19 protein-coding genes are annotated in these 21,127 nt (G+C 67.0%); 7 read left to right on the plus strand and 12 right to left on the minus strand.

All coding sequences use genetic code 11. From position 1 onward, the window contains the following. The 5 genes from MRY84_RS11855 to MRY84_RS11875 all read left to right on the plus strand — a co-directional run. Positions 1–594, plus strand: a 594-nt coding sequence (locus tag MRY84_RS11855) for a tripartite tricarboxylate transporter substrate-binding protein (protein ID WP_291505934.1), incomplete at its 5' end; no start/stop codon positions are given. Between the two features lie 29 nt (positions 595–623). Further along, entirely contained in the window at positions 624–2,141 is a 1,518-nt protein-coding gene (locus MRY84_RS11860) for an AMP-binding protein (protein WP_291505935.1), read from the plus strand. Between the two features lie 17 nt (positions 2,142–2,158). Further along, the gene (locus tag MRY84_RS11865; protein WP_291505936.1) at positions 2,159–2,944 is read left to right on the plus strand and encodes a citryl-CoA lyase; all 786 of its coding nucleotides are present in this window, start codon (positions 2,159–2,161) and stop codon (positions 2,942–2,944) included. Then, a complete protein-coding gene (locus MRY84_RS11870; protein ID WP_291505937.1) occupies positions 2,941–3,678 on the plus strand; it encodes an SDR family oxidoreductase in 738 nt (245 codons plus the stop codon). The genes MRY84_RS11865 and MRY84_RS11870 overlap by 4 nt, the downstream gene beginning before the upstream one ends. Next, the gene (locus tag MRY84_RS11875) at positions 3,675–4,508 is read left to right on the plus strand and encodes an SDR family NAD(P)-dependent oxidoreductase (protein ID WP_291505938.1); all 834 of its coding nucleotides are present in this window, start codon (positions 3,675–3,677) and stop codon (positions 4,506–4,508) included. Before MRY84_RS11870 ends, MRY84_RS11875 begins: the two co-directional genes overlap by 4 nt. Positions 4,509–4,515: 7 nt before the next feature. Here MRY84_RS11875 and MRY84_RS11880 read toward each other — a convergent pair whose 3' ends face one another. The 3 genes from MRY84_RS11880 to MRY84_RS11890 all read right to left on the minus strand — a co-directional run bounded on the left by MRY84_RS11880 (position 4,516) and on the right by MRY84_RS11890 (position 7,798). Then, the gene (locus tag MRY84_RS11880) at positions 4,516–5,580 is read right to left on the minus strand and encodes a porin (protein ID WP_291505939.1); all 1,065 of its coding nucleotides are present in this window, start codon (positions 5,578–5,580) and stop codon (positions 4,516–4,518) included. Positions 5,581–5,655: 75 nt separating this feature from the next. Continuing rightward, positions 5,656–6,654 carry a tripartite tricarboxylate transporter substrate binding protein gene (locus MRY84_RS11885; protein ID WP_291505940.1) on the minus strand — a complete coding sequence of 333 codons (999 nt, stop codon included), beginning with the start codon at positions 6,652–6,654 and terminating at the stop codon, positions 5,656–5,658. Between the two features lie 52 nt (positions 6,655–6,706). Next, positions 6,707–7,798: a 4-oxalomesaconate tautomerase gene (locus MRY84_RS11890; protein ID WP_291505941.1), complete on the minus strand. Its 1,092-nt coding sequence runs from the start codon at positions 7,796–7,798 to the stop codon at positions 6,707–6,709. A gap of 189 nt (positions 7,799–7,987) precedes the next feature. Between MRY84_RS11890 and MRY84_RS11895 the strand changes: the two genes are divergently transcribed. Beyond that, positions 7,988–8,929, plus strand: coding sequence for a LysR family transcriptional regulator (locus MRY84_RS11895; RefSeq protein WP_291505942.1), 942 nt, complete (start codon positions 7,988–7,990; stop codon positions 8,927–8,929). Then, entirely contained in the window at positions 8,926–10,086 is a 1,161-nt protein-coding gene (gene mnmA / locus MRY84_RS11900) for a tRNA 2-thiouridine(34) synthase MnmA (RefSeq protein ID WP_291505943.1), read from the plus strand. The genes MRY84_RS11895 and mnmA overlap by 4 nt, the downstream gene beginning before the upstream one ends. Before the next feature lie 176 nt (positions 10,087–10,262). Here the strand turns inward: mnmA and MRY84_RS11905 are convergent, their stop codons facing one another. The 9 genes from MRY84_RS11905 to MRY84_RS11945 all read right to left on the minus strand — a co-directional run bounded on the left by MRY84_RS11905 (position 10,263) and on the right by MRY84_RS11945 (position 21,124). Further along, a complete protein-coding gene (locus MRY84_RS11905) occupies positions 10,263–10,976 on the minus strand; it encodes a Bax inhibitor-1 family protein (RefSeq protein ID WP_291505944.1) in 714 nt (237 codons plus the stop codon). Positions 10,977–11,061: 85 nt separating this feature from the next. Next, positions 11,062–11,634, minus strand: a complete 573-nt coding sequence (locus MRY84_RS11910) for a hypothetical protein (RefSeq protein WP_291505945.1) — start codon at positions 11,632–11,634, stop codon at positions 11,062–11,064. Positions 11,635–12,024: 390 nt separating this feature from the next. Next, a complete protein-coding gene (ssb, locus tag MRY84_RS11915; RefSeq protein ID WP_291505946.1) occupies positions 12,025–12,573 on the minus strand; it encodes a single-stranded DNA-binding protein in 549 nt (182 codons plus the stop codon). A 93-nt stretch (positions 12,574–12,666) separates the two neighbouring features. Next, positions 12,667–13,845, minus strand: coding sequence for an MFS transporter (locus MRY84_RS11920; protein WP_291505963.1), 1,179 nt, complete (start codon positions 13,843–13,845; stop codon positions 12,667–12,669). 333 nt (positions 13,846–14,178) lie between these two features. Continuing rightward, positions 14,179–18,552: an IPTL-CTERM sorting domain-containing protein gene (locus MRY84_RS11925; RefSeq protein ID WP_291505947.1), complete on the minus strand. Its 4,374-nt coding sequence runs from the start codon at positions 18,550–18,552 to the stop codon at positions 14,179–14,181. Further along, positions 18,549–19,406: a sulfotransferase gene (locus MRY84_RS11930; RefSeq protein ID WP_291505948.1), complete on the minus strand. Its 858-nt coding sequence runs from the start codon at positions 19,404–19,406 to the stop codon at positions 18,549–18,551. The genes MRY84_RS11925 and MRY84_RS11930 overlap by 4 nt, the downstream gene beginning before the upstream one ends. A gap of 71 nt (positions 19,407–19,477) precedes the next feature. Next, positions 19,478–20,014 carry a tail fiber protein gene (locus tag MRY84_RS11935; protein WP_291505949.1) on the minus strand — a complete coding sequence of 179 codons (537 nt, stop codon included), beginning with the start codon at positions 20,012–20,014 and terminating at the stop codon, positions 19,478–19,480. A 16-nt stretch (positions 20,015–20,030) separates the two neighbouring features. Next, entirely contained in the window at positions 20,031–20,558 is a 528-nt protein-coding gene (locus MRY84_RS11940) for a tail fiber protein (RefSeq protein WP_291505950.1), read from the minus strand. 47 nt (positions 20,559–20,605) lie between these two features. Beyond that, a complete protein-coding gene (locus MRY84_RS11945; RefSeq protein WP_291505951.1) occupies positions 20,606–21,124 on the minus strand; it encodes a tail fiber protein in 519 nt (172 codons plus the stop codon). Positions 21,125–21,127: the final 3 nt, after the last annotated feature.

Raw genomic sequence — 21,127 nt, forward strand, 5'->3', positions numbered from 1 at the left:
ATCCTGGTGGTCAACCCCAAGCTGCCCATCAAGAACCTGGCCGACTACGTGCGCTACGCCAAGGAGTCCAAGGACGGCATCACGTTTGCGTCATCGGGCAGCGGCTCGTCCATCCACCTCTCGGGTGAGATGTTCAAGATGCAGTCCAAGCTCAAGATGCTGCATGTGCCTTACCGGGGCAGCGCGCCCGCCGTCACCGACCTGCTGGGCGGCCAGGTGGATTCGATGTTCGACAACACCCCGTCGGCCCTGCCGCATGTGCAGGCGGGCAAGCTGCGCGCCATTGCCATCACCAGTGCCCAGCGCTCGCCCCTGCTGCCAGATGTGCCGACGCTGGCCGAGTCGGGCTATGCGGGCTTTGACGTGCAGTCGTGGTTTGGCCTGGCCGCACCGGCGGGCACACCGCGCGCCGTGGTCGAGCAGGTCAACACCGCCCTGAACAAGGTGCTGGCCCAGCCCGAGGTGCGCACGCGCCTGCAGGAGCTGGCCGCCACGCCCGACGGTGGCACCCCCGACAAGATGCGCCAGTTCGCCGCCGCCGAGATAAAGCGGTGGCGCGAAGTGGTGAAAGAGTCCGGCGCATCGGCCGAGTGACAGATCACCCACACAACCTCACCTCTTTCATGTATCCCATCGACTTCTTCTGGCGGGCCGCCCAGCGCTGGCCTGACCGCATTGCCATCGACGCGCCCGAGGGCGCCATCCGCTACGACGCGCTGGCCGCCCGCGTGGCAGCGCTCGCGGCGGGCTTCACCGCCATCGACCCTACGCCCCAAAGCCGCGTGGGCATTTGCGCGGGCAACAGCGCCGACCACATCGCCGCGCTGCTGGCCGTGCTGGCCTGCGGCAAGGTGTGGGTGCCGCTCAATCCCAAGAGCACGCGGCCCGAGATCCGCCGCATCATCGACGCCACCGAGCCCACCCTGCTGGTGCTGGATGCCGCGTGCGCCGACCTGCTCGAAGGCGCGCCCGGTGCCCGCGTGCTGACCGGCGCGCAGGCCGTCGATGGCACCGCCACGCTGGCCAGCCTGGCCGCTGCGCACGCTGGCGCGCCACGCCCGCAGCTGGACCTGCCGGATGACGCCACCCAGGCCATCAAGTTCACCGGCGGCACCACCGGCGCACCCAAGGGGGTGATGCAGCCCTACCGCGCGTGGATGGCCAACATCACCAACCAGATCCACGCCTGGGGCTTTGACGAGCACGAGCGCTACATCGTGGCCGCACCCATCACCCACGGCACCTCCACGTACATCCTGCCCATCCTGGCACAAGGTGGCTGCCATGTGGTGCTGGCGGGAGCGGGCGCCGAGGCGGTGCGCACGGCCTTCCGCGAACGCGGCGGCACGGTGTGCTTCATGCCGCCCACGCTGGTCTACATGCTGATGGCGCTGCCCGGCGCGTCGCGCGCGGACTTTCCGCGCCTGCGCCGGCTCATCTACGGCGGCGCGCCCATGCCGCCCGACAAGATCCGCCAGGTGCGCGACTTCTTCGGCCCGGTGCTGGGCACCACCTACGGCCAGACCGAGGCGCCGCAGATCCTCACCGTGCTGTGCCCCGAGGACTTCGAGGACAAGCGCAACCTGGCCTCGGTGGGCCGCACCACCTGGTTCAGCGACGTGGCCATCATGGCGCCCGATGGCCGCCTGCTGCCCCCTGGCGAGGTGGGCGAGGTGGTGGCGCGGGGCGACCTGCTGATGACCGGCTACTGGCGCCTGCCCGAGAAGACCGCCGAGATCCTGGTGGACGGCTGGCTGCACACGGGCGACCGGGGCCTGATCGACGAGCGGGGGTTTCTCTACCTCAAGGACCGGCTCAAGGACATGGTGATCACCGGCGGTTTCAACGTCTACCCCGTGGACGTGGAGAACGCACTGGGCCAGCACCCTGCGGTGCACGAATGCACCGTGTTCGGCCTGCCCGACGACAAGTGGGGCGAGACCGTACAGGCCGCCGTGCAACTGCGGCCCGGCGAGCAGGCCAGCGAGGCCGAGCTGATCGCCTTTGTGCGCGAACGCCTGGGCCCGGTGCAGACGCCCAAGCGCATCCACTTTCACGAAAGCCTGCCGCGCTCGCCTGTGGGCAAGGTGCTCAAGTCCGCCGTGCGCGATGCGGCCCTGGCCGGTACGGCCACTGCCTGAACGAAGGAACCCATTTCATGACCCACCCTGCTTCCAAGACCCCCGTCACCCGCCTGTGCACCCACACCCTCACCAGCCTGCATTACCGCGATGCGAACCTGGTGGAGGACTTGATGGGAAAGAAGACCTTCACCGAGGTGATGCTGATGCAGATCCTGGGCCGCACGCCGCGCGGCGTGGATCTGCGCATCACCGACGTGGTGCTCATCGTGCTCATGGAGCACGGCCTCACGCCCAGCGCCATTGCCACGCGGCTCATCTACATGAGCGCGCCCGAGAACCTGCAAGGCGCCGTGAGCGCGGGCCTGCTGGCCGTGGGCAGCTCCTTCGTGGGCACCATGGAGAACTGCTCGGGCCTGCTCGACCGGATCGCGGCAGCGCAAGACCCTGAGGCGGAAGCGTTAGCCATCGCACGCCGCTACAAGGGCCTCAGGTCCCCCGTGCCCGGCTTTGGCCACCACCTGCACAAACCGGTAGACCCGCGCGCCTACAAACTGCTGGAGATGGGCCGTGCCGAGCCCGAGCTGCAGGGCGACAAGATCCGCGCGCTGGAGACGCTGTCCAAGGCCGTGGACGAGGTCGCAGGCCGCCCCATCACCATCAACGCCACGGGCGCTGTGGCCGCGCTGCTGGGCGAGATCGGCGTGCCCACGGCCGTGATGCGCGGTTTTGCAGTGATCTCGCGCGCGGCCGGGCTGGTGGCGCACATTGTGGAAGAGCAGCAAAGCCCTTCGGGCCGCTTCATCTGGGACACGGTGGAGCACGCCATCCCCTTCGTGGGCGGAAAGGACGTGCAGGCATGAGCGGCAGCAGCAGCCGGGAGGAGACGGTGCTCGTCACGGGCGCCAGCCGCGGCATCGGCCGCGCCGTGGCCACACGACTCATGGCTGACGGCCTGCAGGTCGTGAACTTTGACATCGCCGCGCCCGAGGCCCTGGCGGCGCAGGAGACCTTCGTGCATGTGGATGTGGCTGACGAGGCTGCGCTGCGCGAGGCCCTGAATCGCACCGTGGCCGCGCGACCGATCACCCGCCTGGTGAACAACGCGGGCATCGTGCGGCCCGCAGGCATCGACACCGCCACCCGCGCAGACCTGCAGGCGGTGATGGACGTGAATCTGGCTGCCTCCATGGCCTGCGTGCAGGCCCTGCTCCCGGCCATGCGCGCGGCCCGCTTTGGGCGCATCGTCAACATCTCCAGCCGCGCGGCGCTCGGCAAGGCAGAACGCATTGCCTACGCCGCCAGCAAGGCCGCGCTGCACGGCTTCACGCGCACGCTGGCGCTGGAGTTGGGCGCCGACGGCATCACGGCCAACGCGATCGGCCCTGGCCCCATCGCCACGGAGCTGTTCGAGCGCGTGAACCCGCCCGGCGCGCCGGCCACGCAGCGCATCCTGGACACCATCCCACTGCGCCGCATGGGTCAGCCCGAAGAGGTGGCGCACCTAGTGGCCTCGCTGCTCGATGCGCGCGCGGGCTTCACCACGGGCCAGGTGGTGTACGTGTGCGGCGGCATGACCGTGGGGCTGGCGCCATGAGCGCGCCAAAGAGCCTGCCCCCCGCGCTGCCGCTGGACTTGTCGGGCCGCGTGGTCTTCGTGGCGGGCGGTGGGTCCGCCGGCCCCGGGTGGAGTATTGGCCGCGCCGCCTGCGTGACCTACGCGCGCCTGGGCGCCAGCGTGTGCGTGGTAGACCGCGACGCGGTCTCGGCCGAGGAGACCACGGCGTTCATCCACGCCGAGGGCGGCACGGCCGCCACCCTGGTGGGCGACGTGGCGGATGCTGCCGGCGTGCAGCGCCTGTTTGCCCAGGCGCGCGAGCGCTTTGGCGGCGCCATCGACGTGCTGCACCACAACGTGGGCATCGGCAAGACCGGCGGACCGCTGGAGACGAGCACCGAAGACTTCGACCGCATCCATTCTGTCAACGTGAACAGCCTGCTGCTGGCCTGCCAGCAGGTGCTGCCCGGCATGGTGGAGCGCGGGCGGGGCTCCATCATTGCGATCTCGTCCATCGCGGGCATGCGCTACCTCGGCTACCCGCACCTGGCCTACGGGGTGACCAAGGCGGCCGTCACGCACTTCACGCGCATGGTGGCCCAGCAGTACGCTGGCCAGGGCGTGCGTGCCAACACGGTGGTGCCGGGGCTCATCGACACGCCGCGCATTGCCACCACGGTGGCGAAGATGTTCTCGGACACCAGCCTTGACGAAGCCCGCGCCGCGCGCGCCCGCCAGGTGCCCATGGGCCGCATGGGCACCGCCTGGGATGTGGCCCATGCCTGCGCGTTCCTCGCCAGCGATGCCGCCGCCTACGTGACCGGCACCGAGCTGGTGGTGGACGGGGGCATCACCGGCAAGTTTGTTTGAGACCTGCTCAGAACGTGTGCACCACACCGGCCGAGATGCCGGTGGCCGTGGCCTTGTTGGCCGCGCCCTGGAAGCCGTTGCGCCAGCGGGTGTTGTCCAGCTCGGCATACACCTTCGTGCGGCGCGAGAGCTTGTATTCGGCAAACGCCACCAGGCGGCCGTAGCCGTCGTCGGAGGCGCCAGTGCGCGATCGGTCCACCTTGTAGTACGCCGCTGTCAGGTCCACCCAGGGCGTGGCCGCCCAGGTACCACCGGCGGACAACACGCGCTGCACGGTGAAGCGACCCGCCGCCGTCTCGGCCTTGTTGCGGCCTGCATTGGCAGCCAGACGCACGCTGCCCCACTGGTAGGCGGCGCCCAGCGTGGTGGCGTCCAGCGAGCGCTTGTTGGTGTCGTTGAAGCTCTGGTAGGCGCCGGATACCACGAAGCCATCAGCAGCCCAGGCCAAGCCCACACCGCGTGACGACAGGGCCGAGGCCTGCGATGCGACTTCGCCGATACCCCACATGGCACGCGCCGTGAAGCCGCCAAAACGCCCCGTGTACTTGAGCGAATTGTCGAGCCGGTACGAACCCGATGTGGCGCCTGCGCTGCCGTATTCGATGCCCAGGCCATGCTGGCTCAGTGCGGTCACTCCGATGTTGGGGTTGAAGCTGGCAAAACGCATGGCCAGCGGGTCCACGGGCGAGATGGCGTCGGCCAGCGTGGTGGTCTGGCGGCCCAGGGCCAGCGTGCCCCACCCGCCTTGCAGGCCCACCCACGACGCCCGGTCGAAGTACTTGCTGGCGTTGGCGGGCGCGCCGGTGTCAGCGTTGAGGCCGCTCTCCAGGTTGAACAGCGCCTTGGCGCCACCACCCAGGTCTTCGCTGCCCCGCAGGCCCCAGCGGCTGGTGGTGTGGATGCCGCTGCCCAGGCTGTGGGTGGAGCCCGGTGCCGGGGCGTTGGATGCGGTGAGGCCGCTGCCGTTGCGCAGGCCCAGGTCCACCACGCCGTACAGCGTCACGTCCGCGTTCTGCGCCATGGCGCAGGGGCCGACGAATGCAGCGCAAGTCGCTGCCACAATTTTCTTCATGCATGTCTCCTGTTGTTGAAATTTGGGCGGGCAGCATGGCTCTCACGCGACCCGCTGGGCCTCCCTCGGCACCAGTCAGTCCGGGGTGAGCTGGGCCTTCAGCACCACGCCCTTCCACTTGGCAAGTTCCTGCTTCACGGTCAGGGCCAGTTGCTCGGGCGTGCTGGTGTCCACCACCGCGCCTTGCTCCTCGATGCGGCGCACCACGTCCTTGTCGGCCAGTGCGGTGTTCAGGGTCTTGTTGAGCAGGTCGATCACCGGGCGTGGCGTCTTGCCGGGCGCGAACAGCGCATACCACTGGGTGATCTCCACGCCTTTGACGCCCGCCTCTTCCAGCGTGGGCACATCGGGCAGCAGCGACGAGCGCTTGGGTCCGGCCAGAGCCAGCGCGCGCAGCTTGCCGTTCTTGACATGCGGGTAGGCCGAGAACAGGCTGGGGAACATCACCTGCGTCTGCCCGGCCATGGTGTCGTTCATGGCTGGTGCAGCGCCCCGGTAGGGCACATGGGCCATCTGGGCGCCGCTTTCCAGCTTGAAGATTTCGGCCGAGAAGTGCGGGGCCGTGCCGTTGCCCGCCGACGCGTAGTTGAAGTCGGTGGGCTTGGCCTTGGTCAGCGCCACCAGCTCGCTCACCGTCTTGGCGGGCACCTTGGGGTTCACCACCATCAGGGTGGGCGAATAGCTCACCATGCCAATCGGCTCGAACTGCGTGATGGGGTCATAGCGCAGCTTCTGCAGCGCGGGGCTCATGCCGTGGGTGCCGATGTAGCCGAACAAAATGGTGTGCCCGTCGGGTGCCGCACGGGCCACGTATTCGGCCGCAATGGCGCCATTGGCCCCGGCCTTGTTCTCCACGATGACCTGCTGCCCCAGCAGGGTGGAGAGCTTGAGCGCCACCACGCGCGCCATGCCGTCATTGCCGCCACCGGCGGCGGTGGGAACGACCAGCGTGATGGGTTTGTCTGGAAACGCTGCGTGTGCGGCGCCAGCAGCCCAGAGGGCGCTGGACGCGAGCGCCAGCGCGGCGGTGGTCAGCGCCGTACGGCGCGTGGTGGAGTGAATGGAACGGGTCATGGTTTGTCTCCTGTCGTAATGGTTGGAATCGTCGAAACCGTTGGAAGGGCGCTCAGTGCGCGGGGGCGCTTTCGGGCACAAACAGCGTGCCTTCCAGAATCTTTCGGGCGGTGCGCACCAGTGCGGCCTGCACCAGCCTGAACTGGCCCTCCACCTCGCTGAGCTCCACCTCCACCTGGATGCGGCCTGCCGGGTGCTGCACCTCCACGCGGCGCAGCCCGGCGGCGGGTACATGCCGTTCGTCGGTGGCCACCGTGCCCGGCAGTACCGAGGCCGCCGCCACGCCAATCGCGCCCGTCACGGCATGGGAGCGGTGGCACTGGTGGGGGGTGAAGTAGCGCGACACCACACTGCCTGGCGATGTGCCCGGCGACACGATCACCGGCTTGGGCAGCACGCTGTGGGTCACATCGCCCATGCCCATGCGCTGGCCCGCTTCGAGGCGCAGGGCCTCCAGGCGTTCGAGCAAGGCGGTGTTGGCGTCCAGCTCGGCGGGTGTCTCGTCGCCGCGCAGGCCCAGGTCGGCGGCGCGCACCAGCACCATCACCTGCGCTGCGTCGATGCAGGTGACCTGCAGGCCCTGGATGGTGTCGATGCGCTGGCCGGTGGGAAAGATCTGCCCGGTGACGGCGCCCCAGGCGTCCAGGAAGTTCATCAGCACGGGGGCGGCCGTGCCCTGCACGCCGTCGATGCGCACATCGCCGTCGTAGTGCACCTGGCCGCCCGCCGTGCACACCTGCACGTCGATGCGGGAGCGGGTATTGACGTTGTAGACCCGCACGGTGGTGGTCTGGCCTTCGCGGTCTGCGGGGACCAGCCCCTGCTCGATGGCGAAGGGCCCCACACCGGCCAGCATGTTGCCGCAGTTGGGCCTGGTGTCCACACGGGCCTCCTGCACGCTGACCTGGGCAAACAGGTAGTCCACATCGCAGTCGGGCTGCGTGGAGCGCGAGACGATGGCGACTTTGCTGGTCAGCGAGTTGCCGCCGCCCAGACCGTCAATCTGCAGCTCATGCGGCGAGCCCAGGGCCGCAATCAGTGTGCGGTCGCGGGCCTCAGGGTCACGCGGCAGCCAGTCGGCCAGGAAGAACGGCCCCCGGGAAGTGCCGCCACGCATCAGAACGCAAGGAATGTTGGTGCTCATGGATCGGCATGGTGCGACGCCTTCGCTGATCTGTGAATTGCATTGTTGGCAATGATTGATGCATGTTGTGCAATAGGCTCAGGCAGCTTGTACATGCTCCAATCACGGCCGTGAATTGCAATGTTCTGATCGTTTGATGCACGGCTTGCAACGCTGCATGCACCCCCAAGCGCACATGAAGGACGCCCGATGAACAACAAATTCGACCTTGCCGACATTCAGGCCTTTGCGGCCGTGGCCGAGCTGCAGAGCTTTCGCGCGGCGGCCGACGCCATCCACCTGTCGCAGCCCGCGTTCAGCCGCCGCATCGACAAGCTCGAAGAAGCGCTGGGTGTGCGCCTGCTCGACCGCACCACGCGCCGCGTCACGCTCACGGCCGTGGGCCGCGACTTTGCGCGCAAGACCCGCGTGTGGCTGGACGACCTGGACGGCATGCTCATGGGCCTGGGCGACGTGGCCGCGCGGCGCATGGGCGAGGTGACGATTGCCTGCGTGCCTTCGGCTGTGTATTACTTTCTGCCGCAGGTGGTCAAGCGCTACCACGAGCGTTTCCCAAAGATCCGCGTCAAGGTGCACGACGCCAGCGCCAACGAGGTGCTGGTGGCCGTGGCGCAGGGCGATGCAGACTTTGGCCTGAACTTCATCGGCAGCCAGGAGGCCGAGATCGAGTTCAAGCCCGTGCTGGCCGAGCGTTTTGTGGCCGCCTGCCGGCGCGACCATGTGCTGGCGCGGCGCAAGAAGGTGACCTGGGCGGAGCTGGGCCAGCACGACTTCATGTCGGTGGGCAAGACCTCGGGCAACCGCCTGCTCATGGACCTGGCGCTGGCCAACGTGCCCGACCGGCCCCAGTGCCTGTACGAAGCCAAGCACGTGACCACGCTGCTGGGCCTGGTGGAGGCCGGCCTGGGCGTGGCGGCCGTGCCCAGCTTGGCCATGCCGGGCAAGGACCACCCCACGCTGGTCAGCATTCCGCTGGTGGATCCAGTGGTGACGCGCCAGATGGGGCTCATCAAGCGCCGGGGAAAATCCCTGTCGCCCGCAGCCCAGCAGCTCTATGACCTGCTGGTGGCCACCCGCAATGCGAGGCCGCGCAGCGCCCAGAGGCCCGAAAAAATACAATCGGGGGAATGACAGCATCCCCCAAACACCGCGTCGTCGTCGGCCTCTCCGGCGGCGTGGACTCGGCCGTGACCGCCTACCTGCTCAAGCAACAAGGCCATGAGGTGGTCGGCATCTTCATGAAGAACTGGGAAGATGACGACGACAGCGAATACTGCTCGTCCAACGTGGACTTCGTGGACGCCGCCGCCGTGGCCGATGTGATCGGCATCGAGATCGAGCATGTGAATTTTGCGGCCGACTACAAGGACCGCGTGTTTGCCGAGTTCCTGCGCGAGTACCAGGCCGGCCGCACGCCCAACCCCGACGTGCTGTGCAATGCCGAGATCAAGTTCAAGGCGTTCCTCGACCATGCGATGCGCCTGGGCGCCGAAAAAATCGCCACGGGGCACTACGCCCGCGTGCGGCAGAACGCGCAAACCGGCCTGTTCGAACTGCTCAAGGGCCTCGACCCTTCCAAGGACCAGAGCTACTTCCTGCACCGCCTGAATCAGGCGCAACTGTCCAAGACCATGTTCCCGGTGGGCGAGTTGCACAAGACCGAGGTGCGCCGCATTGCCGAGGAAATCGGCCTGCCCAATGCCAAGAAGAAGGATTCGACCGGGATCTGCTTCATCGGCGAGCGGCCGTTCCGCGAATTTCTGAATCGCTACATCAGCCACGCACCCGGTCCCATCCTGGACGACCGGGGGCGCAAGCTGGGACAACACGTGGGCCTGTCGTTCTACACGCTGGGCCAACGCCAGGGCCTGGGCATTGGCGGCGTAAAGGAAAAAGGCGCGCAGCGTGGCGGCGGCGCGCATGAACCGTGGTTCGTGGCCCGCAAGGACCTGGAGAAAAACACGCTGCGCGTGGTGCAGGGACATGACCACCCCTGGCTGCTATCCCACAGCCTGGTGGCGCAGGACGTGAGCTGGTGCGCAGGCCAGCCCCCCGGGCCCGGCGCCTATGCCGCCAAGACGCGCTATCGGCAGCAGGATGCTGCCTGCACGCTGAAGAACACCCCCGACGGTTTCGCGCTGCAGTTCGCCGACGCCCAATGGGCCGTCACGCCGGGTCAAAGCGCGGTGCTGTACGACGGGGACGTCTGCCTGGGCGGCGGGGTGATTGCCGCGGTGGACAGCCTGCAGCCTGCGGTGGACGCCATGCCGGCTGCAGCGGGCGGATAGCCGGCCCACGGAAATGCGCCTGATTTGATAGCTGACTGCACTTGAATGACAGGCGCCAGGGCCTGCTTTGCGTCCATCCGCGCAGGACAAGGCAAAAACAAAAAGGCCGCAGCGGTGAACGCTGCGGCCTTTTGCTTGCTGGCTGGGTCGCTATGCCGGCCTGATCCACCAATCCATCAATCGTCGCTGGTCGCCAGGCTGATCAGGATGCGCAGCACATACCAGAGCATGAGCGCGATGGACGCAAACAGGTGCAGCGCGGCGCCCGCTGGGCGGTCGGCCGGGTAGTCGCGGATGATGCGCGAGGTGTCGTACAGCACGCAGGCCCCGGCAAACAGCACCATGATGCCGGAGAACCAGATGCCCAGCTTGAAGCCAAAGATGGCGCCCGCAATGATGGTTCCCAGTGCCACCAGGCCACCTACCTTGAGGATGCCGCCCAGGAACGAGAAGTCTGTTTTGGTGGTGAAGGCCGTCCAGGTCAGCGCGCCCACCAGCAGCAGCGTGATGAATGCGGCGGCGCCAATGGCGCCGGGCGCAACCATCTGCGCGATGCCGAACATCGGCGCGAAGATCAAACCTTCTGCGAGCACGTACAGCCCCAGGCCCATGAGCTGCGTCTGCGGGTTCTCCGAGTTGTCGGCCAGGTAGGAAGCCAGCCAGCCCACCAGCATGAACGCCCCCATGACGCCCAGCCACAGGAACTTGTTGCCGCTGGCCAGCAGCAGCTTGGCGGTTGTGCCCGAAAAACCGGTCATCATCAGCACGGACGACAGCACCACGAACGCCACCAGGGCTGCGCCCAGGTGCTTGTAGGTTGAGACTATGAAATCGCGCCGCTCAAACGGCGCGCCCTCGGGGCTCGAAGGGGTGATGGCATTGGGATTCATATTTTTCCTCCGGTGGTTTTTGTAACTATCGGGAGATGCCCCGGCGGGGCGCTCCTCCCTCCCTCTCGCTTGAATTGGATACGGTTCAGGCGGCTGCGAGTTGCGCCGGGTCCGCGGCGCGCAGCTTGCGGTTGGACCACACCCCGGCAGCACCCACCAGCGTGAGCACAATCGCCAGGATCCACATGCCCGCACCACTGAACGACTGCGCGGACGAGGCCGCTTCCGCCTGCATGCGCTGGCGCGTCGCCTCGTAGCTGAGGACCGTCGTACCGCCAACGGACACCTCATAGACCAAGTCGCTTTCACTGTGATCGACCAGCGCGGCAATCTTTTCGTCGATGAGGTTCGCCACCAGGTCCTGCGGGACGCTGTAGTCGATGCGCAGCTTGCGTGCCTCAGCGCCTGCCGACTCCGGCTGCACGGTGAGCTCGTAGTAGTGCTTCGTGGCGCGGCGCTTGCGCTTGACGGTGACTTCCGAGGCCTGGGTCACCTTGCCTGAGACGCTCTGCAGGCTCTCCTTGGCCGCGTAAGCATGATCGCCGTCGGCCTTCCAGCTGCTGTACACCGACAGCGCGATCAGGCCCGGCCCGGCCAGCAACACCAGCCACGCGTAACCGGTGATGAAAATCAGAATTTTGCGAACAAAGCCTGGCATGGCGCTCCCTCTCGTTGTGGCTTGAATGTTGTTTTTGGTTTTGAAACGGCAAGCGTTCCGGAACTCGCGCTCGGGCCGCAACCAGCCTTCGCGACGAGCCCGCGATGATCCTTGAGTTTGGCGTATCCGTTGTAAGAAATTGTTGGATGCGTGGCAGCCGCGCCGCACTGGACAAACCAGAGGGGCGGACGCTGCTCGGATCGGTTAGGGCCTGTTCAAATTGCGAAAAAGGTGCCCGAGGTCGCAACGGCAAGCCAGTGAGAGAGGCAGGGCTTGCTCTCGCCGCTCATACCGCTCGTGAGGCGTGTGGGGCGCAAGGGCAAAAAAAAGCCCATCGCCATGGCGATGGGCTGCGGCTTATCTCCCCGAGGCTTGCCCCCGGATGATCGATCAGAAGGGAATGTCGTCATCCATGTCGTCAAAGCCCGAGGCGGCGCGGGGTGCCTGCGCTGCCGGGGCGGGTGCGGGGCGCTGGGCCGGTGCGGCCATGGGCCGTGGTGGGGGCGCGGCACGGCGGGGGGCTTGGTCGTACCCGCCACCCTGGTCGCTGTAGCCATCGTCATAGCCGCCACCCTGTTGTCCGCCGCCCTGGCCGCCCATGCCCTGCCGGCTGCCCAGCATCTGCATCTGATCAGCACGGATCTCGGTGCTGTACTTCTCCACGCCGTTCTGGTCGGTCCATTTGCGGGTGCGCAGCGAACCTTCCACATACACCTGCGAGCCCTTGCGCAGGTACTGGCCCGCGATTTCGGCCAGGCGGCCGTTGAAGACCACACGGTGCCATTCGGTGGCTTCCCGCATTTCGCCAGACTGCTTGTCTTTCCACTTGTCCGTGGTGGCGATCGTCACATTGGCCACCTGGTCGCCACTGGGGAAAGTGCGCATTTCGGGGTCGCGGCCCAGATTGCCAACGATGATGACTTTGTTTACGGATGCCATGGTGATGCTGTGCCTTAAAGAGAAATAGAAAAGCGCCGGATTTGAAGGAGAGTCCAGGCGCCAAGCGTGCCATTGTGCCGCAACCGGAAGCGGTCAGTGGCCGCCACGTCCCACAGGGCGAAGGGGCCAGGTCAGCACCAGCCACAGGGCTGTGAGCGCCGCAGTGGCCGCGAACAGGCCCGGCGTGCCGGCCCACTTCACGAGGGCGCCGCCCAGTGCCCCGCCGGCAAACAATCCCAGAGACTGCAGTGTGTTGTAGGTGCCCAGCGCGGCGCCGCGCAGCTGGGTGGGTGCCATGCGCGACACCAGGCTGGGCTGGCTGGCTTCAAGTGCATTGAACCCGCAGAAGAAGATGAACAGCAGCGGCCCCAGCACCCACAGCGTGGGCGTGTTGCCGCTGGCAGCCAGCACGCCCAGGCCCGCCTGGACCAACAGCACGAGTGCAATGGCCCCGAGCAAGGCCGCCCGCAGCCGGCCGCCGCGTTCCAGCGCAAACAGTCCGCCCATGGCAGCAAACGACAACACTACGGCGGGCAGGTAAACCTGCCAGTGGTGGTCCTTGGCCAAGCCCGCCTGCACCAGCATGGCGGGCACGGCGACCCACATGGACAGTTGTACCGTGTGCAGCACGAACACGCCCAGGTTCAGGCGCAGCAGGTCCGCATGGCCCCACACATCCGCCAGCCGGCCGCGCGGGACCTCGGCGTGCTGCGTCGACTCCGGCGGCACCCACCAGATGACCACGGCCACTCCCGCCAGCGCCAAGCCGCAGGTCAGGCCGAACAGGCCCGCCAGTCCCCACATGGCCGCCAGCGCCGGCGCTGCCACCAGCGCCACCGCAAACATGAGGCCGATACTGCCCCCCACCAGGGCCATGGCCTTGGTGCGCACGGCGTCGCGTGTCTGGTCTGCAAGCAGCGCGGTGACGGCGGCCGACACCGCTCCGGCCCCTTGAAGCGCCCGCCCCACCAGCAGACCCGTGAGCGAATCCGCCAACGCTGCCACCAGGCTGCCCGCAGCAAAGACCAGGAGGCCCAGCACGATCACGCGTTTGCGCCCAAACCGGTCAGATGCGATGCCCAAGGGAAGTTGCAGCACGGCCTGCGTGAGGCCGTAGATGCCCATGGCCAGCCCTACCAGAGCAGGGTCGTCGCCACCGGGGTACTTCCGCGCCTCCAGGGCAAAAACAGGCAGCACCAGGAACAGGCCGAGCATGCGCAGCGCAAAGATCAGCGCCAGGCTGATGCTGGAGCGGCGCTCCAGCGCCGTCATGGCGGCGGCGCGCGCGGGGGTGGGATGGGGCTGCGAGGCTGCAGCGCCTGGCAAAGGCGAGGGAGATGGCGGCACGGTGTGCGCGAGCGAGTGAAGAGGGGAAGACAAGGGAGACGGCCGAGGGCATAGCGCCCGCGCCGATTTTCACCGATTGTTCCGCTACCCCCTTCCCCAGCCGCCGCGCGGGCTGCACTGGGCCAGGTTATTTCGAGCCCCAAAATGGGCCATCGCGCCCGCAGATCAAGCGCCAACAGCTATGTTTTATATAGCGATTCGCAGCAGCAGCGCCCCCATCGCGGGACCCCTGGCCCCGCGATGCAGTGATTCACGCGGTCACCGCTGCACGTTTCGCACACCGGCGCGGCGGCGGTGCAGCCCCAGTCCCGCCAGCAGGGCGGCCAGCGCCGCCAGGGCCCAGGGGTTGTTGACGGGCACACCGATCGCGCCGGCCGCCGCCAGCGCGGGCGCGAACGGATCCTGGATGCTGCCCACGGCAGCGTTGGCATCGCCCACGCCGTTGTCCGCCACGGTGTAGCTGACGGTGAGGCGGTCGGCGCTGAGGGTGGCGCCCGACCAGGTGAACCAGGTGGACGTGGGCGCACCGGCGGTGGCAGGGCCGAACTTCCAGAACTGCACGCCGGTCGGCAAGGCCTCCGGGTAGACCAGCGTCAGGGTGACGCTGCCCGTGCAGCCCGTGGCCAGGAAGGCGAAGCCTCCATGCGGTAGGGTGCGGCCGGGCGGCGTCGTGGCCGGCGTCATGAAACCAGTGGCGCCAGGGCTCAAGGTGCAGGTGGCGCCGCCGCCGGACAGCGTGGCCGTGCCCGTGCCCACCATGCCGGGCACCGGACCGGACACCGACAGCACAGCAATGACAGCAAAGCTGCGGGTGACCTGCGGGGCCGCCAGATAGCTGCCGTTGCCAGGCTGGTCCGCATTGATCGTGCAGGTGCCTGCCGTCAGGAACGTCAATACCCCCGTCGGTGTGATGGTGCACACGCTGAGCGTTGACGACGTGAAGGTCGGCGTGAGCCCCGAGTCCGATGTGGCTGTGAGCGTGGGCGAGGTGCCGAAGTTCTGCGGGCCCGGGTTGTTGAAGGTGATGGTTTGCGTGGCCGCGGGTGTGACGCTGTTGGAAGGCGCCGATGCCGGCCCGGTGCCCGCCACGTTGTCTGCGGTGACGGTGAAGGTATACGCCTGACCATTGGTCAGCCCATTCACCACGATGGGCGAGGCGGCGCCGTTGACCGGAGCCACGTGAGGCGGACTCACCGTCACCGTGTAGCCAGTGATGGTGGTCCCGCCGGTATTCGTGGGTGCAGTGAATGCCACCGATGCCTGGGTGTCGCCTGCGATGGCGGTACCGATGGTGGGAGCGCCCGGAACGATGGGGTTGACCGTGAATGACCGGCTCACCTGCGTTGCCGGGAGGTAGCTGGCATTGCCGGCCTGATCGGCGTTGATGGTGCAGGTACCCGCCGTGATGAAGGTCAGCACCCCACCCGATGTAATCGTGCACACGCCCGTGGTGGACGATGTGAACGTGACCGGCAGCCCGGAGGTCGCCGAGGCGCCCCCGCCCAGGACGGACAGATCCGGGCTGGTGCCGTAGTTCTGCGCACCGGGATTGGCGAAGGTGATGGTCTGCGCGGCCTTGGGCGTGACGGCGTTGGAGGCCGCGGACGCCGGGCCTGTTCCCGCACTGTTGGTGGCAGTCACCGTGAAGGTGTAGGCCACGCCGTTGGTCAGGCCGGTCACGCTGATCGGCGAGGCTGCCGCCGTGCCAGTTGCCCCACCTGGGTTGGCCGTCGCCGTATAGCCCGTGATGGCCGCCCCGCCGGTACTGGCCGGTGCGGTGAACGTTACCGTGGCCGCAGTATCGCCCGCCGTGGCGGTGCCGATGGTGGGCGCGCCGGGCACGATGGCGTTGACCGTGAAGGTGCGGGAGACCGTCGCGGCCGCATTCCAGGTGCCGTTGCCCGACTGGTCGGCATCGATGGTGCAGGAGCCTGCCGTGACGAAGGTCAACGTACCGGTCGGTGTGATCGTGCACACGCCGGTGGTGCTGGAGGAGAACGTCACCGCGAGCCCCGAAGTGGCGGTGGCGCTGAGTGTGGGCGCCGTGCCGTAGTTCTGCGCGCCCGGGTTGGCAAAGGTGATGGTCTGGTTGCCCTTGGGCGTGACGGCGTTGGACGCCGCAGAGGGCGCGCTGGTGCCCACGCCGTTCGTGGCCGTCACGGTGAAGGTGTAGGACAAGCCGTTGGTCAGCCCCGTGACCGTGGCCACGCAGGCTGCCGGGCCCGCGCAGCTGCCCGTGGCGCCGCCCGGGTTGGCCGTGGCGGTGTAGGTGGTGATGGCCGAGCCCCCGTTGCTGACGGGCGCAGAGAAAGTCACGGAAGCCTGGGCATCCCCCGCCGTGGCGGTACCGATGGTCGGAGCACCCGGCGCCGTGAGCACATTGACGGTGTGCGTGCTGCCGGCGGTGAACGCTGGCGCGGAATTGCCCACGCCATCGACGATGTTGGTGCCGCCGTTGAGATTGATCTTGAGCGTGCCCGAGCCGCTGATGCCGGTGATGTTCACATCGACGCTCGATCCCGTGCTCGCGGACACGCTGGCGATGCTGCCCGCGGCAGATCCGGTGCCCACCAGTGTGAAGTCGTCGGTGGAAATATTGGCCACCGATTCGCTGAAGTTCACCGTGAAGGCCATGCTGGTATCGCCGCTGCCCGGCGAGCCGCTCACGACGATGCTGCTGACCGCGGGCGCGATGTTGTCCACCGTGGCGTTGGTGGTGTCGCTCGAACTGGTGGCATTGCCCGCGTTGTCGGTGGCCGTGACGGTGACGTTGCGGTTGGTCGCCGCAATGGCACCCGCCACGATGGTGTAGGTCGCCGTCCAGGTGCCGGAGCTGTTGCTGGCGGCCACTGCGGCGCCACCCCCGAACTGCGTGAAGTTCACCGTCGCGCTGCTGATGGTGTCGCTGTTGTTGTCGCCGCCGGCCGTGTTGTTCCAGGTGGCGGTGACGGTGTCGCCGATCTTGAAGGCGCCTCCGAAGCCCGTGGCGCCGCTGATGCTGATGCGCCCGTCCGTGACCGTGGGTGCGATGCTGTCGACCGTGGCATTGGTGGTGTCGGCCGTGGTGGTGTTGCCACCCGCATTGGTGGCCGTGACGCTGACGTTGCGATTGGTGGCGTCGATGGCGCCGGAGGTGATGGTGTAGGTGGCTGTCCAGGTGTTGGCGCTATTGGTCGCTGCCACCGCAGCGCCGCCGCCGAACTGGCTGAAGTCCACGGTCACGCCGGTGATGCCGCTGTTGTTGTCGCCGCCAGCGGTGTTGTTCCAGGTGGCTGTGACGGTGTCGCCGATCTTGTAGGCCCCACCGGTGCCTGTGGCGCCCGAGATGCTGATGCGGCCGTCCGTGACGTTGGGCAGCGGGGCCACCGCACCCTGGATCGTGAAGCTGCGGAATTCAAAGAAGGGCTTGCTACTGGAGCCGCTGTTGGTGTCGAAAACCAGCTTGAACGCCTTGAGCTTGACGCCCGAGAAACTGGCCAGCTGGCCAGGCCCGAAATTGAAGGATTCGCCCGCGGTTCCCGTTCCCGTCAGGACGCTTGACGAGACGGTGGTGTCGTTCGGCAGGATGCCGATGACCTGCACATTGGTGAATTGCCCAGTGCCGTACTCGCCAGCAGCCAACCCGGTGAGTTCGAATGTTCCGGTGTTGACGCCGTCTGCCGCCACGTGGAAATACGTGCCGGTGGTGGTGGTGTTGTACCCAGTCTGCAGATAGGCGGGATTGGGTGCTAAGGAATAGATGCTGATGTTGGAAATGGGCGTGCCGCCAATGTCTTTGCCCGTCACGACAAAGTCCGTGGAGTTCAGGCTGGTGTTGTTGTCCGTCCAGCCCGACGAAAAGGTCTTGGTGCCATCCGATGCCACCAGCACGTGCGAGAAATCCTTCAGCGCCTTGTCCGAGAACGCCACGGTGGTTTCGATGTTTCCGCGCACCACCTCCAGGTCCCAGTCACCTCCCAGCGCGGGGCTGCCCGTGAGGTTGCTGGACGCCGCCACATCCAGACCCGTGTGCTGCTGAATGATGTCCAGCAATCCGTCGCCCTCGGCGCCCGCCGCCATGTCGCAGCCATAGAACAGCAGGTCGGCGCCGGGGCGCACCGCTTCGCGCAGGGTGGACAGCGCGGCCAATTCCTCGTGGGCGTTTTCGGGCGTGATGCGGCTGCTGCCCAGCAAAAGCACCCCAGCGCTGGCGTGCGAAACCACGTGGATGGCCGCCAGATTGCGATGGCGGCGCAAGGCATCGGCCAGCTGGGGCAGGCCGGGGCGCGAGGGATCGATTTCCACCGCCACCACCCCGGGCTTGAGGCCGCGGTACAGCGTGGCCTTGTCGTTGACCGCCCCGTCGATGACCACCAGTTCGGTGGTCACGGACGGCTGCACGATCTCCAGGCCCGCAATGTCGGCCGGTTCAGCAGCCTGCCGCTGCCGGGGGCTCGCAGCCTGGGGTTTCTGGCGCGCATGAGGCAGGCGGGGCGCATGCAGCGCGGTGTGCAGGGCATCCACCTGAAGACGTGCATGGCTGCGCGGCTGGTAGCCGCCACGCAGAAGGTAGCCCCCGGCCGCGGTGGCGGCAGCATGGGCGGCAAAAGGGAACAGCAGCGTGGAAAGGCCGCCAAGCAGGGCACGATTCATGGAGTGTCCTTGAGGGTTTGCGTGTTCTGAGCGTTGGCCCGACGGGGGGCGACGATGCTGGCCGAGGTACCGGTCTGGTCTTGCCAGAAGTCCATCTCCTGGTACTTCGCGAAAAGATCGGGCGGAAGGATACTGCGGCGCGGCTTGAACGCCACCTTTTTTTTGACATCGTGCAGACCCTTGACGCCCAGGTTCTGGTCGAACTCGTTTTCCGAGTACTCGACATTGTCGAAGTCATGCTCGAACCAGGGCTCGCCGATGAAGCGATAGATCAGCTCCAGCGTGCGCCGGGGGTGTTGGGTGAGCAGGTCGTAGTCCACTAGCAGCAACCGGTCGGAATACTCGCCGTAGTAGGCTTCTTTCAGCGCGGTCCACGCGCTGCCCACGGAGCCGCCGGCGGACATCATGACCTCGCAGCGCGAGTAGACCGTCTGCCGGCTCCCCGCGTTGTACATGCGGCTGTAGTCAAAGGGGTTTTTGCGATGGATGACCTCGAAGCTGTCCATCACCCACGCGGGGTTGCGCACGCAGCAGATCATCTTGAAGCCGTCCACCAGCGCCACCAGCTGGTGCATGCGCGCCGTCCAATGCCGGTTGGTATCGAAGATGACGGACTCCGTCTTGTCGGCGTAGTAGGCGTCGATCAAGGCGCGGCAGATGGCCTTGCGCTTGGCCGTGTCGAAAAAGGAATAGGACTCGCTGCCGGCCCCCATCTGTTCCAGCGCCCCGTTGACGAGACTGGCCACGGGGCTGCTCATGGCGGCGTGAAAGCGCGGGTTCTGGCGCAGGATGCCCGCGAGCAGGGTGGACCCTGAACGCGGGAGACCGGAAATGAAATGCAGTGTCTGCGGCATGTGGGAATAGGCACTGAGAACACGCCCCCGAAGCGGCCACTCAGCCACCCGGGAGCGTTGTGCAGGCAGCGTCAGTTGCGGGCGGGGTACTCGCCCTGCAAAGCGATGCAGTAGTTCAGCACCAAGAAGGGCTGCCGATTTTCATGGGGCAGTGTCCCGCCACTGGGCAGCAGCGTGTTGGGCGCCATGGCGGCCGAGGGGCTGCCGCCCGTCTGCATGTATTGAATGGTGCCGGTGCCCCCCCGCACATCGCGGCTCAGGTAGCACGTGCCGTTGGGTGCGGTTTCGGTGCCGGCATTGTTCATGCCAGTGATCTGGTGGCTGTGCATCGGTATTTCGGTGGACAGCAACGTCACGTTGTCGGACCCTTGCGTCTCCCCGAGGACCCATTCGCTCAGGCCCGGACCTTGGCCGGGGCTGACGATCACGCGGCTTTGCAGGTTGGGCAGGCCGAACGTGACCCTCCCATCTCCTCCGTAGTAGGTTCCGATGATCGAGAACAAAGCCGTGTTGCTGGAGATAGCCAGCAGCTGGCCATTGCACAGTGCCCAGTTCTTGGGCGCGAAGTTGAAGGGAAATGCCCGGATTTCCCCGATGAACTGATCCATAAGGTGCTCCTGTCGCTCAGTTGCGGGTGGGGTAGATGCCTTCGACGGCAATGATGTAGTTGATGGCCATGCTGGGCATGATGTTGGTATGCGGCTGGCTGCCGCCGGCAGGCGTCACGGCGTTGGCCGCCATGGCCTGCGGCTGGGGGTCGGTGGCGGGCGGCGGGCCATAGAACTTGTCCGACCCCGTCTGCGCGAACAGTTGCCCGGCTGGCTGGGCACTGGTCGCCGTGGCGGTGCTTGCGTTGAGCGTGTGGGTGTGCTGCGGCATCTGGTTGGGCACCAGGGTGACGTTCTCGCTGCCGTACACCCCCCCGATCACCCGGTTCGTCAGGCCCGGGCCCTGCCCCTGCCCGACCGGCACCCGGCCCCGCAGGTCCGGCAGGGCGAACGTGGATTGGCCATCGCCGCCGTAGGTCGTTCCGATGAGTGAGAACAGCGTGTCGTACTGGCTGATGCTGAGCACAGCGCCGTTGCACAGCATCCAGCCCCGCGGCGCAAAGGTGCCGGCAAAAAGGCGGATATCGCCGATAAAGCTTTCCATGGTGTGTCTTTCAATCAGTGGATGGGTCGATCAGGCGGTCCGCCCCGTCAGTTGCGGGAAGGGTAGATCCCTGACACGGCGATGCAGTAGTTCAGCACCAGGGACGGCTGGCAGTTCTCGTGCGGTTGGCTGCCGCCCTGCGTACCGACACAGGCGGGCGACAGGGCCTGCACGGGACTGCTGGCCTCTGCGTACAGGTTCGCAGGGCTGCCGCCGGCCACGGCACCGCTGACCAGCGCTCCATTGAACTCGGCGCTGTTGGCGTTGCCGGCTGCTGCCATCACGGCGTGGATGTGCGCCGGCATCTGGCTCGACGTCAGCGCCACCGTCTCTTGCCCTGCCATGGTGCCTTGCGGTGCGCTGGGCGCTGCATGCGCGACAGCCCGCCCGCGCAGATCCGGAAGCTGGAACGTGGTGGTGCCGTTGCCGCCGTAGGTGGTGCCCAGCAGCGAGAACAGGGCCGTGTTCGTGTTGATGGGCAGTATCTGCCCCTGGCACGGCAACCAGCCCTTGGGCGGAAAGGGGTACGACATCAGGCGGATCTCTCCGAGGTAAGGTTCTGACATGGG

Origin of the sequence: Acidovorax sp., assembly GCF_022763525.1 — a bacterium.
Lineage (GTDB): Bacteria > Pseudomonadota > Gammaproteobacteria > Burkholderiales > Burkholderiaceae_C > Acidovorax.

Coding starts and splice junctions, on each gene's coding strand:
- MRY84_RS11860 (WP_291505935.1), top strand. CDS start 624: ATGTATCCCATCGACTTCTTCTGGCGGGCCGCCCAGCGCTGGCCTGAC.
- MRY84_RS11865 (WP_291505936.1), top strand. CDS start 2,159: ATGACCCACCCTGCTTCCAAGACCCCCGTCACCCGCCTGTGCACCCAC.
- MRY84_RS11870 (WP_291505937.1), top strand. CDS start 2,941: ATGAGCGGCAGCAGCAGCCGGGAGGAGACGGTGCTCGTCACGGGCGCC.
- MRY84_RS11875 (WP_291505938.1), top strand. CDS start 3,675: ATGAGCGCGCCAAAGAGCCTGCCCCCCGCGCTGCCGCTGGACTTGTCG.
- MRY84_RS11880 (WP_291505939.1), bottom strand. CDS start 5,580: ATGAAGAAAATTGTGGCAGCGACTTGCGCTGCATTCGTCGGCCCCTGC.
- MRY84_RS11885 (WP_291505940.1), bottom strand. CDS start 6,654: ATGACCCGTTCCATTCACTCCACCACGCGCCGTACGGCGCTGACCACC.
- MRY84_RS11890 (WP_291505941.1), bottom strand. CDS start 7,798: ATGAGCACCAACATTCCTTGCGTTCTGATGCGTGGCGGCACTTCCCGG.
- MRY84_RS11895 (WP_291505942.1), top strand. CDS start 7,988: ATGAACAACAAATTCGACCTTGCCGACATTCAGGCCTTTGCGGCCGTG.
- mnmA (WP_291505943.1), top strand. CDS start 8,926: ATGACAGCATCCCCCAAACACCGCGTCGTCGTCGGCCTCTCCGGCGGC.
- MRY84_RS11905 (WP_291505944.1), bottom strand. CDS start 10,976: ATGAATCCCAATGCCATCACCCCTTCGAGCCCCGAGGGCGCGCCGTTT.
- MRY84_RS11910 (WP_291505945.1), bottom strand. CDS start 11,634: ATGCCAGGCTTTGTTCGCAAAATTCTGATTTTCATCACCGGTTACGCG.
- ssb (WP_291505946.1), bottom strand. CDS start 12,573: ATGGCATCCGTAAACAAAGTCATCATCGTTGGCAATCTGGGCCGCGAC.
- MRY84_RS11920 (WP_291505963.1), bottom strand. CDS start 13,845: ATGACGGCGCTGGAGCGCCGCTCCAGCATCAGCCTGGCGCTGATCTTT.
- MRY84_RS11925 (WP_291505947.1), bottom strand. CDS start 18,552: ATGAATCGTGCCCTGCTTGGCGGCCTTTCCACGCTGCTGTTCCCTTTT.
- MRY84_RS11930 (WP_291505948.1), bottom strand. CDS start 19,406: ATGCCGCAGACACTGCATTTCATTTCCGGTCTCCCGCGTTCAGGGTCC.
- MRY84_RS11935 (WP_291505949.1), bottom strand. CDS start 20,014: ATGGATCAGTTCATCGGGGAAATCCGGGCATTTCCCTTCAACTTCGCG.
- MRY84_RS11940 (WP_291505950.1), bottom strand. CDS start 20,558: ATGGAAAGCTTTATCGGCGATATCCGCCTTTTTGCCGGCACCTTTGCG.
- MRY84_RS11945 (WP_291505951.1), bottom strand. CDS start 21,124: ATGTCAGAACCTTACCTCGGAGAGATCCGCCTGATGTCGTACCCCTTT.